At 31.0% G+C, this 14,149-nt stretch carries 16 protein-coding genes; all 16 read left to right on the top strand.

Features of this window, described 5'->3' with window-relative positions:
* Positions 1-95: 95 nt before the first annotated feature.
* Positions 96-989 (top strand): DUF4373 domain-containing protein, encoded by an 894-nt coding sequence (locus HF295_RS04680; protein WP_312031027.1) that lies wholly within the window; start codon positions 96-98, stop codon positions 987-989.
* A complete protein-coding gene (locus HF295_RS04675) occupies positions 946-1,356 on the top strand; it encodes a hypothetical protein (RefSeq protein ID WP_312031026.1) in 411 nt (136 codons plus the stop codon). Before HF295_RS04680 ends, HF295_RS04675 begins: the two co-directional genes overlap by 44 nt.
* Before the next feature lie 89 nt (positions 1,357-1,445).
* Positions 1,446-3,287 (top strand): hypothetical protein, encoded by a 1,842-nt coding sequence (locus HF295_RS04670; protein WP_312031025.1) that lies wholly within the window; start codon positions 1,446-1,448, stop codon positions 3,285-3,287.
* A gap of 4 nt (positions 3,288-3,291) precedes the next feature.
* Positions 3,292-4,119 carry a DNA methyltransferase gene (locus tag HF295_RS04665; protein WP_312031024.1) on the top strand — a complete coding sequence of 276 codons (828 nt, stop codon included), beginning with the start codon at positions 3,292-3,294 and terminating at the stop codon, positions 4,117-4,119.
* Positions 4,120-4,122: 3 nt separating this feature from the next.
* Positions 4,123-5,634 carry a hypothetical protein gene (locus HF295_RS04660; RefSeq protein WP_312031023.1) on the top strand — a complete coding sequence of 504 codons (1,512 nt, stop codon included), beginning with the start codon at positions 4,123-4,125 and terminating at the stop codon, positions 5,632-5,634.
* A 312-nt stretch (positions 5,635-5,946) separates the two neighbouring features.
* Positions 5,947-6,447 (top strand): hypothetical protein, encoded by a 501-nt coding sequence (locus HF295_RS04655; protein WP_312031021.1) that lies wholly within the window; start codon positions 5,947-5,949, stop codon positions 6,445-6,447.
* A complete protein-coding gene (locus tag HF295_RS04650) occupies positions 6,422-7,606 on the top strand; it encodes a DNA modification methylase (RefSeq protein ID WP_312031020.1) in 1,185 nt (394 codons plus the stop codon). The genes HF295_RS04655 and HF295_RS04650 overlap by 26 nt, the downstream gene beginning before the upstream one ends.
* Before the next feature lie 88 nt (positions 7,607-7,694).
* The gene (locus HF295_RS04645; protein ID WP_312031019.1) at positions 7,695-8,123 is read left to right on the top strand and encodes a hypothetical protein; all 429 of its coding nucleotides are present in this window, start codon (positions 7,695-7,697) and stop codon (positions 8,121-8,123) included.
* The gene (locus HF295_RS04640; RefSeq protein ID WP_312031018.1) at positions 8,123-8,500 is read left to right on the top strand and encodes a hypothetical protein; all 378 of its coding nucleotides are present in this window, start codon (positions 8,123-8,125) and stop codon (positions 8,498-8,500) included. The genes HF295_RS04645 and HF295_RS04640 overlap by 1 nt, the downstream gene beginning before the upstream one ends.
* A complete protein-coding gene (locus HF295_RS04635) occupies positions 8,497-8,799 on the top strand; it encodes a DUF6329 domain-containing protein (RefSeq protein ID WP_312031017.1) in 303 nt (100 codons plus the stop codon). The genes HF295_RS04640 and HF295_RS04635 overlap by 4 nt, the downstream gene beginning before the upstream one ends.
* Before the next feature lie 26 nt (positions 8,800-8,825).
* The gene (gene metK / locus HF295_RS04630) at positions 8,826-9,965 is read left to right on the top strand and encodes a methionine adenosyltransferase (RefSeq protein WP_376739663.1); all 1,140 of its coding nucleotides are present in this window, start codon (positions 8,826-8,828) and stop codon (positions 9,963-9,965) included.
* A complete protein-coding gene (locus tag HF295_RS04625; RefSeq protein WP_312031015.1) occupies positions 9,952-10,236 on the top strand; it encodes an HNH endonuclease in 285 nt (94 codons plus the stop codon). Before metK ends, HF295_RS04625 begins: the two co-directional genes overlap by 14 nt.
* Before the next feature lie 51 nt (positions 10,237-10,287).
* Complete coding sequence (locus HF295_RS04620) at positions 10,288-11,367, top strand: putative endonuclease domain-containing protein (RefSeq protein ID WP_312031014.1); 1,080 nt, start codon at positions 10,288-10,290, stop codon at positions 11,365-11,367.
* A complete protein-coding gene (locus HF295_RS04615) occupies positions 11,360-12,016 on the top strand; it encodes a DUF1643 domain-containing protein (RefSeq protein WP_312031013.1) in 657 nt (218 codons plus the stop codon). The genes HF295_RS04620 and HF295_RS04615 overlap by 8 nt, the downstream gene beginning before the upstream one ends.
* 154 nt (positions 12,017-12,170) lie before the next feature.
* Positions 12,171-13,064, top strand: a complete 894-nt coding sequence (locus HF295_RS04610; RefSeq protein ID WP_312031012.1) for a DNA-processing protein DprA — start codon at positions 12,171-12,173, stop codon at positions 13,062-13,064.
* Positions 13,061-14,149 (top strand): ComF family protein, encoded by a 1,089-nt coding sequence (locus HF295_RS04605; RefSeq protein WP_312031011.1) that lies wholly within the window; start codon positions 13,061-13,063, stop codon positions 14,147-14,149. Before HF295_RS04610 ends, HF295_RS04605 begins: the two co-directional genes overlap by 4 nt.

Below are 14,149 nucleotides of genomic sequence, written 5' to 3'. Positions count from 1 at the left end.
AATAATGCTTGTGAATGCACCTTAGAAAAGTGAAACAGATATCTAAAGCATTATACAAGCATTATTTGCTATACTCAAAATGAAGAGGTAAAAGCATGGCTAGACCAATAAAAAGAGGGTTGGATTACTTCCCTCTGGCAGTCCGTGCTTTTGAGGATGAAAAGCTTGATGATCTACATTACGATTACGGACCAATGGCGCAACATATTTATATTAGAATTTTGATGCTCATTTATGCGAATGGATATTGCCTGGAGTTGTCAGAGAAAAAACTGATCAACAAACTTCATAAAGTGTTAGGACCAAAGTGGGTTGAACGAACGGAAATTGAACTAGCTGTAAGAGCATGTGTCAATCTTGGGTTGTTTGATAAAGACTTATTTGAAGAGGGTGTGATCACATCACCAAAAATCCAGGAGCAGTTCATATTCGCAGCCAAGAGACGTAAAGAAGTAGACATCAGTAAATATTGGTTACTAGATTCCAAAACCATGGAGAAGCTTGGAATCCTTTTAAGTATGGATAAAAAGAAGGATAAAAAACAAAAGAAACAAGTTAATGTTAACAATAACTCGGTTAATGTAAGCAAAAACTCGGTAAATGTTGACAATAATACACAAAGAAAAAGAAAAAGTAAAAGGGATATATTGATAAAAAAAGATAAAAGCATTTATGGGTACCCCAAAATGCACTTTTTAACTCAATTAATTATTGATCGTAAATACATTTCAGAAGTAGATGCGAATATCATGAAATATAATATCTTATTTGAAACAGCAATCTTGGATTATGGATATGAGAATGTATTAAGTGGTGTGAACTATTTAATTTCATATGCTAAGAATCCAACACCACCTATTGATGATAAATATAGTTTTATGAAAGTATCGCTTATAACGAATTTAGAACGGTTTAAGAAGCTAGAAGATAAAGGAGGCATCAAGTTTGAAGAATGGTTCAAAAACGGATTTTTACAAGTGGATCGATGATATAAAAAAAGCCTACAGACATAAAGAAGAGTTAGAAGAAAAACTCAAGTTTTATGAATCGAGACTAGTTGGGTATAATGCAGTTACATATGACCATGTAGGTTCAGGAACTAGCAAGAACAATGTAGAGAATAATTTGTTATATGTTATTGATAAGATAGAAAAAGTGAATAAAAACATAGAGAGATGCAAATCTATAATAGAAAGATACAATAATTTCAAAAACTCTTTAAATAACAAACAATATCACATTCTTACATCTTTGATTGAGACCAACATGTCTAGGAAAGAAATAGCAAAACAGATGAAACTTTCTAGAAGTCGTTTTTATCAATTAATAAATCAAATAGAGGATTACACTAAGTAGTTTGATTTAATAATCATTCAATTGATAGTCACCCTAGATTATGCTATAATAAATCTTGATGATTGAGACAGAAAATAGGATGAGATAATATGAAGAACATTAACTATGCCTTGGTAGAAGATACGAGACCGCCATTATATACTGCAATGAAATATTGGGGAAAAAAACCTCACAACATATGGCACGAGTACATCAAGAATTATACTGGTGTAGAGGGTATTTACTTGGACCCGTTTTCAGGAAGTGCTATGAGTGCATTAGAAGCTGTAAAAGCAGGTAAGAGGGCAGTTGCATTTGACATAAACCCACTAACCTCTTTTTTAATTGACGTATTTACAACTCCATTCAAGAAAAAAAGTTTTGAACTTGCTCTTGAAAATATTATTCAAAAAGTTTCAGCAAATATAAATTATCAAAAATTATACAACTATAATTCAGATAGAAATGAGTATATCATTCAACATGTTAAATGGAATAATGGGAAAATTTACGAAATTGGATATTTTGGGAAGAATCATAAGTCAAGAAAATTGGGTTTACCAGAAGATTTGGATTATATTGATTTCGATTTTGAACAGAAAATAAGTGACTGGATAAAAAAAATAGAGTTCCCAAAGCATATTGAAATTTCAAACTCATTTAGAAAATTAACTGAGAATAAGGTAAGTTCATTATGGACAAAAAGAAACATATATGTTCTTTCGTTAATATATGAACTAATACTTAAAGTGAATGATAAATCCGTCCAAAAACATTTATTGTTCGGATTTATTCAAACAGTTCATTTAGCATCAAAAATGTGTATTCCCAGGTCAAAAGCATCAAACAGACCATTTTCAACTAGTTGGGGAAGATCTGCATACATGCTTCCTAAAAAGCAAATGGAGATGAATCCTCTACTTTTGTTTGAAAGTAGTTGCAAAGGTAAACAATCTGTTTCTAGCTCACTAAGTAGTGTACAGAAATATATTGGGAAAATACCAAAAAGCAAATTTTTATCAAGAAATGATGTATTTTCCTTTGATGATGCTGATATAGTATATGGAATTCAAGATATAAACACTTTAGCAGATATTCTACCTGCAAAATCAGTTGACTTTATACTAACTGATCCACCGTATGGAGGGTTGGTGAAATATTTAGATTTAAGTTATATTTGGCTGGTTTGGTTAGAGAAATTTGACTCAAAATATAAGGCGGAGTTCGAGAAAGAAATTACTGTAAAGAATGATAACGATGTCAACAGATTTGAACAAGATCTTACTAGAGGATTGACAAATTTAAGAACTGTACTAAAAGATAATGGGAAATTAGTGTTCACTTTTCATAATAAAAATCTGCAAATTTGGAATGCGTTTTTGAGAAGTATTGTAAATAGTGGATTTGAAATTGAAAAAGTAATTCATCAGCAGAATAAAAGAAGTGGTGAATCTAATGTGAAGGATCCTTACGGAACTTCAAGCTCCGATTTTTATATTAGGTGTGTAAAATCCGAAACACAAACTTCAACAAAAATGGATAAGAAGGATTTAGAAGAAATAATAGTCAATACAACTGAAGAACTTATAAAAAAGAGGTTTGAACCAACACATTTTCAAATATTATTTAATGCTTTACTGGTTGTGTTTTCTGAGAAACATTATAATTTAAATAATTTTGATGCAAAGATTAAAACAGTGCTCGATCATTATTTAGGAAGTAAATTTATATTAATTGATGGTAAATGGTGGCTAGCTGGTATGGATTTTGATTCAAATAATAGCAAGACTTTGAGTAATAGAGTAAAAATATTTGTTAATAAACTTATAAAAGAAAATGAGAAAATTAAGAAAAATTATATATACAAAAAAGTGTTTATGAAATTTCCCAATGGTATGACACCCGATGTAGTTTTTCTAAAAAAATTAATAAACAACAAGATCAAGGAGTGATAACATGGGTGGTAGATATGATCCAAGAAACAAATTAAACAACTTAACTGGGAAAGATTGGTTATTAAGAACCAAAAGTTTTGTTTTTTCTGAAAAATCAAAACTAGATAAACCTGCATATGATCATCCTGCACCATTCTTAGTAAAAGATGTGCAAAAATTTATCGAGATGTTTACTAAAAAAGAGATGGTAGTTTTTGATCCGTTTATGGGATCAGGAACAACAGCAATTGCATCCTTTTTATCAAATAGAAAATCAATTGGTATAGACTTGAACCCGGAGTACAAAACATTAGCACAAAGCAGATTTGATGATTTAGAGATGATAGAAAACGATGACTATGTTTATATGGTTGGAGATTCGTTGATCAAGATTGATGAAGTTGATGAGTTTGACTATCTTATAACTTCTCCACCCTATCACAATATTTTACAAAACAAATCAAAGGGATTAAGAGATGATAGGTCTTCTAGAGGATATCGTAACGGTTCAAGACAAGGTGTAGAGTATTATTCGGAAAAGGACAATGATTTAGGAAACCAAGAATATTATGAGGATTTTATTGAACTGTTTAAGAAAATCATGGAAAAGGCTTTTAAAAAATTAAAAACCGGAGCATATTGTAGCATAATCATTAGTGATTTTACTGTAGATAAAAAAGAGGTATTTGTACAAGGTGATGTTGTTAGAGCTATGCAAGAAATAGGATACACTTTTGTAGGAACAATTGCCTTATTACAGGATCATAAGCCTTTATTCCCATTTGGATACCCATATGCATTTAAGATAAATCACATGCATCAAAATATTATAAATTTTAGGAAGGAGTAGATTATGGGCGGTTTAAGAGAAAGATATAGGAATTATATTGATTCTGTTGATGGATTTAATAGGTTCCACAATGACGTTATCAATATGCCAAGGCCAGATTTTTCAAACATCCCCGATCTGCTAACATCTATTAAAACACTAATATCATATATTAGTTTAGTTGATAAAGAAAAACTACATGAGTTTAATTATAAAAAGTTATTAGCAGAGATAATTGAGGAAATTAAACTAGGAAACTATCCTAACGAACGTTCTACAGATTTTGAAAAACGTTACTTTAGAACTGATATAGATATTGATAATCTTTATAGAACCCAAGGTCGGATGTTTAGACATTGGATGGGTTGGTTGCTTTTCTTTAATATCATAAAAAGTATTTCTAGACAAAAAAAAGTACTGGATTTTGATAAGTGTAATGAGTTTTTATATTCGGATGAAACAGTTTTATTTGATATTTATAGAAGTAACCTTATTGAAATGTCTATTAAGGAAAATGAGTTTATTAATGCTGAACAAAGACTTGAAATAGATGATGATGCAGATTATAAACCCACAATATCTATATTACAATATATGAGTAAAATTGGTAGAGATGTTACGAAATTTGAACTGTCCGTATTGCTTGGAAGGGTAGATTCTGTTCAAAAGCAACAAGTTGTATTACAACACGCCTTTGAAATCGGTAGTATGCTTCCGTCTAACCAGAGTGATCAGATTAAATACTTTTTTGAAGAACTTGGATGGTTTGATGAATCTGGAAGGTTTACTTATGTTTCCTCACAACAACCTTATTTTAAGTTCAACTCTTTTTTACTATTAATGGAAACCTTCGGTTTGATTACTATTAATGAAATCTATAATACTATATCTTTAACAGAGTATTCTAGAAACTTAATCAGTAATAATGTTCCAATTGAACTTACAGTTCTAGATGAGTTACTAGTGAAGATTGATGAGGGACATAAAACACACAATCAATTATTATCTGTTGTATTGAAAAATCGAAATATTTTGCTAAAACACGCACTTGAATCTGATTCTGAGTTAGTAGTAAAACTAAATATTAGGTCGATTAAATATCCGATAGTTAAGAAAAACAAAAGAGTGCGAAGTAGGTTAATTAAAGAAATTGCGAAAATACAAAAGAACTATACATGTGAGGCTACTGGCCTACCAACCTTCCAAACTCCCGAGGGGTTAAATTATGTTGAAGCACATCACATAATAGAGTTTAATGGTGAGGATGGACCTGATATTACCGATAATTTACTTATTTTGGGTCCAGAAAAACATAGACTATTACATAATGCATGTAACGAGGAAAAAGAAGATTTGTATAGACACCTTATTTCTAATGGCAGTCTAAGTGTTGCATTGTTTGAAAATATGATTACAACATATCATTGCCTTACTAAAAAACATGTTCGTATTTTGAAAGATAAAAAAATAATTTCTAGTTTTGACATGCAAAGATTGAGTACTTTAGTAGAACAATATGAATCTAAACCGTTATAATATATTAATCTAAATAGGAATAATACATGTGAATGCTACCAAGAACAATGAATAAACACTTAGAATAGATAAAGACTAATAAATGGCTATACAGTTTTAAGCAGGTAAATTACTAACAAGCGCTTTTAGCGTATGGACAAAATTTGACTTATTTGATAGAGTATAGATATCGTGGAGTACTGGCTAAGTGGCCTAGAAGAAATGGAATTCAGTCATATGAGTTCCTTTTTCTTTTGCAGAAAGATTTGTAGTATTTAACTGGTAAATGATTACAGTTTTGAACATTTTTACTGTACAGTTGGAGTGATTTAAGTGAAAGGAAAAGTGCTCGATTACTACGAGAGATGGAAACGTGATGGGGTATTAAATAGAAAGTTAACCGATATAAAAGATTTAGTTTCTAAAAACATTACACAAAAAGAAATATCTAAAGTATTAGGTGTTTCAGAAAAAACTTTGATTAAACTTAAGAAGAAGTATCCTAAGTTAAATCAAGCCTTTGTTTTTGGTAACGATGAACTCAAATATACATTAATTGATTCAATGCTTAAAAAAGCAACCGGTTATGAATATGAAGAGTCTCAAACAACCATTGAAGAAACTAAAGCAGGAACAAAGAAAAAGATTGTGAAGTATAAAAAGAAAGCTCAACCAGATATGAATGCCATTAGGTATTTGTTGATCATTAAGTTTGGTAGAGTCTTTAATGATAAAAAGGAAGAAATAGATGCTATGTATGAGCGTTTAAGAAATCGAGAAGAGGAAAAGTGGTCAAATGCAAGTCATCATGAAAAAGATAAAGAGTCTAATTGAATATGATAATAATCCTAGAAATAATGAAGAAGCTATAGAAGCGGTTGCTAATTCTATAAGAGAGTTTGGGTTTAAAGTGCCGATTGTGATTACAAGTGACGATGTCATTATAGCCGGTCACACGCGTCTAAAAGCCTCTGTGTCGCTTGGCTTAGAAGAGGTGCCCTGTATTATCGCAGATGATTTAAATGAGGCACAAATCAAAGCCTTTCGCTTAGCGGATAATAAGACAGCAGAGTTTGCCACTTGGGACTTATCTAAATTGGAAGATGAATTAGCAAACATTGATATGGACATGTTACAGTTTGGTTTTGAAGAACTAGAAAGCCTTCTACCTGACAATGCATCTGATGATGACTTTGATATTGAAGGTGAAATACCAGAAGAGCCTTTTTCTAAACCAGGAGATATTTATCAATTAGGTAATCATAGAATTATGTGTGGTGATTCAACTAACGGGGATGATGTGGCTAAGTTATTGGATGGCCAATTAGTTGATATGGTATTTACAGATCCACCATATAATGTTGATTATGAAGGAACTGCAGGTAAAATTAAGAACGATAAGATGGAAGATGATAGCTTCTATCTTTTTTTGTCGGCTGCTTTTAATAATATGTTTGAACATACAAAACTTGGTGGCGCAATTTATGTATGCCATGCGGACACAGAAGGTTTAAACTTTAGAAATGCATTTAAGAATGCTGGTTACAAATTAGCTGAGTGTTTAATCTGGGTTAAGAATGCACTTGTTCTTGGTAGACAAGATTATCACTGGCGTCATGAGCCTATTCTTTATGGATGGAAAGAGGGTGCAGCTCATTTCTTTGTGGATGATAGAACTCAAGATACCATCTGGGAATATAACAAACCTAAAAGAAATGATGAACATCCAACAATGAAGCCTTTAGAGTTAGTTGGTAGGGCCATTAGTAATTCATCAAGAAGATATGAATCAATTCTTGATCTATTTGGTGGTTCTGGTTCGACGATGATAGCATCTGAGCAATTAGACAGACATTCATACTTAATGGAGTTAGATGAGAAGTTTGTTGATGTGATTGTTAAAAGATATATCAGACATACTGAAAGTAAAGAAAATTGTTATTTAATCAGAGATGGGAAAACATCTCCGATTAGCCATTTTGATAACTTTTAAAAATAAGTCACTATAGTGAAAAATTGACTTGCTATTTAGTCCCTTTTGAGTGATATATAGAGTAAGCAAAACAAAGGAGGCTAAGTTAATGAAAAAAGAAATGACCGTAAGAACATGGATTAAAAGGTTTAAACAAGGTGATTTTGAATCAAGGGATTATCAAGTTCAATGTGAAGCAGGATGGTATGATTGGTTTTGTAGAGAAACAAGTCTTGCCGGGAAAACAAAAAGAATGGGTAATATTATTAAACAAGTTAAAGATGGTGGAAAAGTTAATCTTGATACCATGTATGTTTGGTTTAAAAATAATTGTCCACTTCAAGGACCCTTATATGATGATTTCAGATTCGCAAGTATAGAAATAGGTGACACATTATTAACCATACAAATAGCAAGCATCCACAATGATAAACGTTACACTGTTTATGGCAGAAAGAATCATTTTGATAAACCACTTTTTGAATCAGACTCATCAAGAGAACTTGTGAAATGGTTAAATGAAGGGTGGCAGTTATAATGTATAAAGAATATAATGCACATCCTAAAGGATTAAAAACAGGTGATTGTGTTGTAAGAGCAATCTCAACAGCCACTAACACGGATTACTTAGAATGTAGAAGAGAATTAAACAGAAAGAAAAGAGAACTAGGGTATACAAGTTATAAGGACACCAAGTTCTTATATGAGTATTTAAAAGAATATCCAAGATTAATATTTAAAGCGGTTAAAGGAGAACCAAGGATTAAAGGTAGAGATTTTACTAGACTTCATCCAAAGGGAACTTACATCTTAAAAATGGCAGGTCATGTTACAGTTTGTGTAGATGGAGTGATACTTGATACTTGGGACTCGACATACCGTTCAGTATACACAGCATGGGAGATTACAAAATGAAAGTTAACCTTATAAGAAAAGCAACACCTGAAGAATTGTTGCCACAAGATGAATTTATCATAGAAAAAGAAATCATCATAGCAGAAGATTTGTTTGAAAGGTTCATACACGATCCACTTGATGATTATGATTTTATAAAAGAAAACATAGATATAATGTATTGTGATAAAGAAGATGTGTTCCATTGTATTTTCATAACAAGTAAGGCACATGAATTTGGTATCTTGGTTGAAAGCGAAGGTTATCATTACGCAAGATATACAGCTTATATAAATAAATCAGTACTAAGGAGCGAATAGCTCCTTTTTTAGTCGTTAATAAGGAGATGGATAAAATGCAAGTAATAACAAGTGAGTCAGTATTCTCTGGTCATCCGGATAAAGTCTGTGACCAAATCAGTGATGCCATATTAGATGCTTTATTAGAACAAGATAAAAACTCAAGAGTAGCTGTTGAGACAGCCATTAAGGATGATTTAGTTATTGTCTTTGGAGAAGTTACAACAAGAGCTAAAGTAAACTATAAAGATATAGCAAAACGAAAACTTAAAGAGATAGGTTATGATGATGAGTTTTTGGTCATGGAAAAGATAAGCAAACAATCACCTGATATCGCTCTTGGTGTAAACTCAACAGACTCACATGAACAAGGTGCAGGGGATCAAGGGATTATGTTTGGTTATGCTTGTAATGAAACACAGGAATTCATGCCTTTGCCGATTATGCTTGCGAATCAAATCTCCAAAGAAATGGATAAGATTCGTAAAGAGAAGTATTCGCATATCTTTGGTCCAGATGGTAAGTGTCAAGTATCAGTAGCATATAAAAACGGTAGACCAAAGAAAGTAAAGACTATTGTTATATCAGCGCAAACCAAACCTCATATAAGAAAAGAACTCTATGAAGATATAATCATCAATGAAGTTCTAACCAAGGCCTTTGATTATGATACGATAATGAAGGCTGAGGTATTAATTAATCCGACTGGTGAGTTTGTCATTGGTGGACCTTATGCAGATTCAGGTTTAACGGGTAGAAAGATAATTGTAGATACATATGGTGGATATGCTAGACATGGCGGTGGAGCTTTCTCAGGAAAGGACGTAAGCAAGGTTGATCGCAGTGCGGCTTATTATGCTAGATACGTAGCAAAGGCCGTTGTTGGCGCAGGTTTGGCCACACATTGCGAGATTCACTTAAGCTACGCTATTGGAGTAGCGAAGCCGGTTAGTGTTTTAGTTTATACATTTGATACAGGAGTGACTTGTGATGAAGAGATACAAGCGCTTGTGAATTATGTATTTGATTTCAAACCAGAGAACATAAGAAAGGAGCTTAAACTTGATAGTGTTAAGTTTCAAGACTTAGCTGCTTATGGGCACTTCGGTAGAGAAGATTTAGATGTTCGTTGGGAGCATGTGGATGATAAGATTACTGAATTGAGACAGTTATATGAAAAAGCCTAAAGAACTACATCGATTTTATAAATCTAAGGACTGGAAGTTGGCCAGAGAGATTAAGATATTTGATGCGAATGGAAGATGCGAGAGATGTGGTGCATTAGGTGAAGAAGTTCATCATAAGAAAAGTCTCACATTAAATAATATTGGTGATACAAATATTAGTTTGAAACAAAATAACTTAGAACTCTTATGTAAGAAATGTCATAATAAAGAACACAAGCGTTTCTCTAATCAACAGCAATTTGATAAAGAGGGGAACTTAATTTCTAGATAGCCTCGTTTTTATAATTTGTTTTTGGTATAATTATAAAAAAGAGGTATTAGAATGATTGATAAAAAAACTTATTCGATTGCTTTACAAGATATTCGTAAGCAACTAAGTAACAGTGGTAATTTGATTGACGAAAAATATAATCAAATCTATGATAGTTTCCCTAATGAAATTAGGGATATACTTGCTATTCTACACTCGAAATTAGATAGTTTAATATCTTTTTTATCTTATAAAGGTAGAACACACAACATGTATAATCCCGATACGGAATCAATCCATTATAATGCTCATGAGAGCAGAGAACTTATTTTTATTATCAGTATTATTCATAAGCTAAAACAAATTTCAAATGTCAATCAAACATTCGTTATAAATCAAACGTATATAGATTTTATTGAGTTTATGGATCCACAGTTATGTGAAAGTGGAGGCAGTAAAATTACTGGTTATCAAAAACCATTTAAAACAGTAGATTACGAGCCAATTTTTAAGTTAGACAAGAGTTTTAAACATGGTAATATTAAAAATATTATATTTGCTTCAACATTGAAACCTGAGATAGTTCTAGAAGATGCTTTAGAGAACAACATACAAATAGTTAAGAATGAAAAATATTCTTTGATTTATGATAGACATATTGATAACTCGAGTTTGAGTATTAATGATTTAATAAATTGGTGGAAAGATAAGAGTGAAGAAAAGTTATTTCCTAGACTTATAGAATCAATTAAAGGAAATGAAGTCGAAATTAAACTCTTTGATATTTATTATAAACAAATTGTAAAAAATGATTTTGATTTGCCTGCTTTGCTTCCGCAAGTATATTTACATTACGATCCCAAGACAATAAAAGAGTTATTTGGTGAAAAAAGGCTAATTCATCAGAGAATGGATTTTCTAATGTTATATGCTGGTAGAAGAATAATTATAGAGATTGATGGGGTTCAGCATTATTCAGAAGGTGGGAAACCTTCACCAAAAAAATACGCAGAAATGGTCGGTTATGATAGAAAAATGAAACTTCATGGATATGAAATTTATAGATTTGGCGGACACGAGTTTATTGATAGTGATATTGATAATGTTATTGAAGATTTTTTTAAAAATCTAATCAAGAAAGTCAATGATTGATATGGCTTGTACAATTCCGAATTTTATCAATTTAAAACATATTGATTATCGGCCAAGGAAAATTTTTGCGAATAGGTATTATTTGTACTTTAAAATAAAGAGAAAAAAGAGAAAAAAAATTGTCTTTATTATTATGAAAAACCCTAGTGAATCCTTTAAAGGGTATCATTTGAAAAAAACAAAAAATTACACTGATAAGTTCTTAGATATAACTACCACGAAAGCCATAACTCTAGCTAAGAAAAAAGGGTATACAGATATATTTTTGTTGAACTTGTATCCTTATTATGATTCGGTGGCAAGAAATATTAATTCGCACTATGGATTTGTGAAAAGGTCAAACCCAAAATCTAATCCAGTAGCAAATGATGCTGTCAGATATTTAAAAAATATTGAAGTTATTGAAAAACTCTATAATAAATATAAAGAATTAAAGCCTGATGTCATTTTGGCTTGTGGTAATGCCAATGGTATTTTTAGGGGATATTATGATGCTCGAATTAAAGAGATATTAAATTTTGCTTGTAAGAATTCTATAGTCCTTAAGGAAGTAGCAAGGTATAAATCAAAGTGTAAAGGAATATCTAGTGGCAAAATTTGTTATCCAAAACATCCTCAAAGATGGGGTTATAATGATAATATTTATTGAATAATACGTCCCCCGGCTACAGAATGATGTTAGATTTAAGGGTACCGCGTAGGGTGACGCTTAAAATACACGAGGCGAAAATTTTGAAAATCGAGGTTTCTTGAACACTTTATAAAGTGCAAATATAATGATATAATCTATTATGGTGATTTATATGGAAAATAGAATAGGTATTGTGAATTATTTGATAGTTTTACAAATTTGTAATTTTAATAGAAATAAAGCTCATATTGAATATATTAAAAATGAGTCCTTTTTACTATTAAAGCCATTTGAAGAATGTATATTTGATTTTGATTCAGATTCAATGAAATTGTATGATAAGTATGACCGAAAATTGCTAGATAATGTAAATCATTTTCTGGATGAAATGAGTAGCGATGAGACTGTTATTTTTTATAAAAATGAGAATTATCCAAAATACATGTTTGATGTTGATAAATATCCATTGTGTTTTTTTGCTAAAGGAAATGTTGGATTATTAAATAACCATTCAAGAGCTATTAGTATTGTTGGCACAAGAAATCCTAGTGATAATGCTATAAATAACACAAATAGAATAGTTAGGTTTCTTATAAATCGTGATGTTACTATAGTGTCAGGTCTTGCAAAAGGGATTGATGGCATAGCTCATAAAGTTTGTAAAGAATATGAATATAATAAATTGATCGGTGTTATTGGAACACCATTAAATAAGTCTTACCCAAAAGAAAATAGAGAATTACAAAAATATGTATCTGATACTGGTTGTTTAATTTCTGAGATGCCATATTTTGAATCTACTAAAAGATGGAGTTTTACTAGGAGAAATTTTGTAATGTCATTATTTTCAAAAGCATCAATCGTTATGGAAGCATCTGATACATCCGGTACAATTTCTCAAGCCAGACATACATTGAGAAATGATAGATACTTGCTTGTTCCTTATAATGTGTTTTCAAACCCAAACAACTCGTGGCCTTCAAAATTTAGAACGGAGTATAACAAGATATATTCGTTCAATAGTTTTGAAGAGTTAAAAGGATTGATGAGTGAGATACAGTTATGATTATTTATGTTGACTTAGATACAATTTCAAATAAGGGTGTGTCATTGATTAAAGAAAAATATAATAGGTTTGGGAATAAAGTTTTAGAAGTTTCAGGAGATAGTGTATGTGTTGAAAAATTGCAAACTGAACTAAATTCAATTTATATCAGTTCGAGCGACGCTCCAAAATTTAGGTTAGTGTATAATGATAAGTATTATCATCCAACTATTATTCAAGTTACTGATAATTTATTTTGGTTTGAAAAGGATTCCTACATTGATGCAAAAGTACGGAATGTTGAGGATTTTATCAATGGTAATATTTTTACTTTGATAGGTGAAAAATATAATTTTAGCTCAACTAGTAATGTAGAAAACACATCACTTATGTTACATGAAATGACTAATCCTAATGTATCAATTGAAGAGTATTTAGATGATAAAGGCAATTATAAGGTTTTTATTTTAGGTAGATATTTTAGTTCTAAGCATCATCATTCTAATCTTGACTACTATTCTAATAGGCTACTTTACAATAAGTGGGGGAATGATAATTCTAAGCATTTCTATAAAGATTTGATAGAATTATTTCTTGAAAGAAATAACATTAAATATGATTATATAATTACTGTTCCTGCTAAACGGGATAAGGATGTTTTGGAACTTGTTAGAACTATTGATGCTGTAGATCTGAAAGAAACTTATGGTTCATTAAAAGCATCTAGTTCATTACAAGAAAGACAAGAATTAGTAAAAGGGAAGTTCCAACTAAATCAAAATGCACAATTGTTAGAGAACAAACATCTTCTTCTTATTGATGATATAGTTACTACTGGTACAACTTTATTTGAAGTGATTGATACTCTTAAAATAGCTAAACCAAAATCTATTTCTGCAGTGGTATTTGGGAAAACATTCTATAAAGAAGATTATGAACTTGTAGAATCTAGTACTGTTAATTGGGTTTGTCCAAGGTGTGATTCTCCCTTGAAGGTCAGATTCGCAAAAAGTGATGGACATATTTTCATAGGATGTTCCAATTATCCTAACTGCAATTTTATATCTAATAATACAGGAGATGCTAAACAAAAAATCTATGAATGA

The sequence above is a fragment of the Hujiaoplasma nucleasis genome (assembly GCF_013745115.1).
GTDB classification, from domain to species: Bacteria; Bacillota_I; Bacilli_A; order Izemoplasmatales; family Hujiaoplasmataceae; genus Hujiaoplasma; species Hujiaoplasma nucleasis.
This window is presented reverse-complemented; position numbering and strand designations above follow the sequence as displayed.

Coding starts and splice junctions, on each gene's coding strand:
- HF295_RS04605 (WP_312031011.1), top strand. CDS start 13,061: ATGATTATTTATGTTGACTTAGATACAATTTCAAATAAGGGTGTGTCA.
- HF295_RS04610 (WP_312031012.1), top strand. CDS start 12,171: ATGGAAAATAGAATAGGTATTGTGAATTATTTGATAGTTTTACAAATT.
- HF295_RS04615 (WP_312031013.1), top strand. CDS start 11,360: ATGATTGATATGGCTTGTACAATTCCGAATTTTATCAATTTAAAACAT.
- HF295_RS04620 (WP_312031014.1), top strand. CDS start 10,288: ATGATTGATAAAAAAACTTATTCGATTGCTTTACAAGATATTCGTAAG.
- HF295_RS04680 (WP_312031027.1), top strand. CDS start 96: ATGGCTAGACCAATAAAAAGAGGGTTGGATTACTTCCCTCTGGCAGTC.
- HF295_RS04625 (WP_312031015.1), top strand. CDS start 9,952: ATGAAAAAGCCTAAAGAACTACATCGATTTTATAAATCTAAGGACTGG.
- HF295_RS04635 (WP_312031017.1), top strand. CDS start 8,497: ATGAAAGTTAACCTTATAAGAAAAGCAACACCTGAAGAATTGTTGCCA.
- HF295_RS04665 (WP_312031024.1), top strand. CDS start 3,292: ATGGGTGGTAGATATGATCCAAGAAACAAATTAAACAACTTAACTGGG.
- HF295_RS04660 (WP_312031023.1), top strand. CDS start 4,123: ATGGGCGGTTTAAGAGAAAGATATAGGAATTATATTGATTCTGTTGAT.
- HF295_RS04645 (WP_312031019.1), top strand. CDS start 7,695: ATGAAAAAAGAAATGACCGTAAGAACATGGATTAAAAGGTTTAAACAA.
- metK (WP_376739663.1), top strand. CDS start 8,826: ATGGATAAAATGCAAGTAATAACAAGTGAGTCAGTATTCTCTGGTCAT.
- HF295_RS04650 (WP_312031020.1), top strand. CDS start 6,422: ATGAAAAAGATAAAGAGTCTAATTGAATATGATAATAATCCTAGAAAT.
- HF295_RS04640 (WP_312031018.1), top strand. CDS start 8,123: ATGTATAAAGAATATAATGCACATCCTAAAGGATTAAAAACAGGTGAT.
- HF295_RS04670 (WP_312031025.1), top strand. CDS start 1,446: ATGAAGAACATTAACTATGCCTTGGTAGAAGATACGAGACCGCCATTA.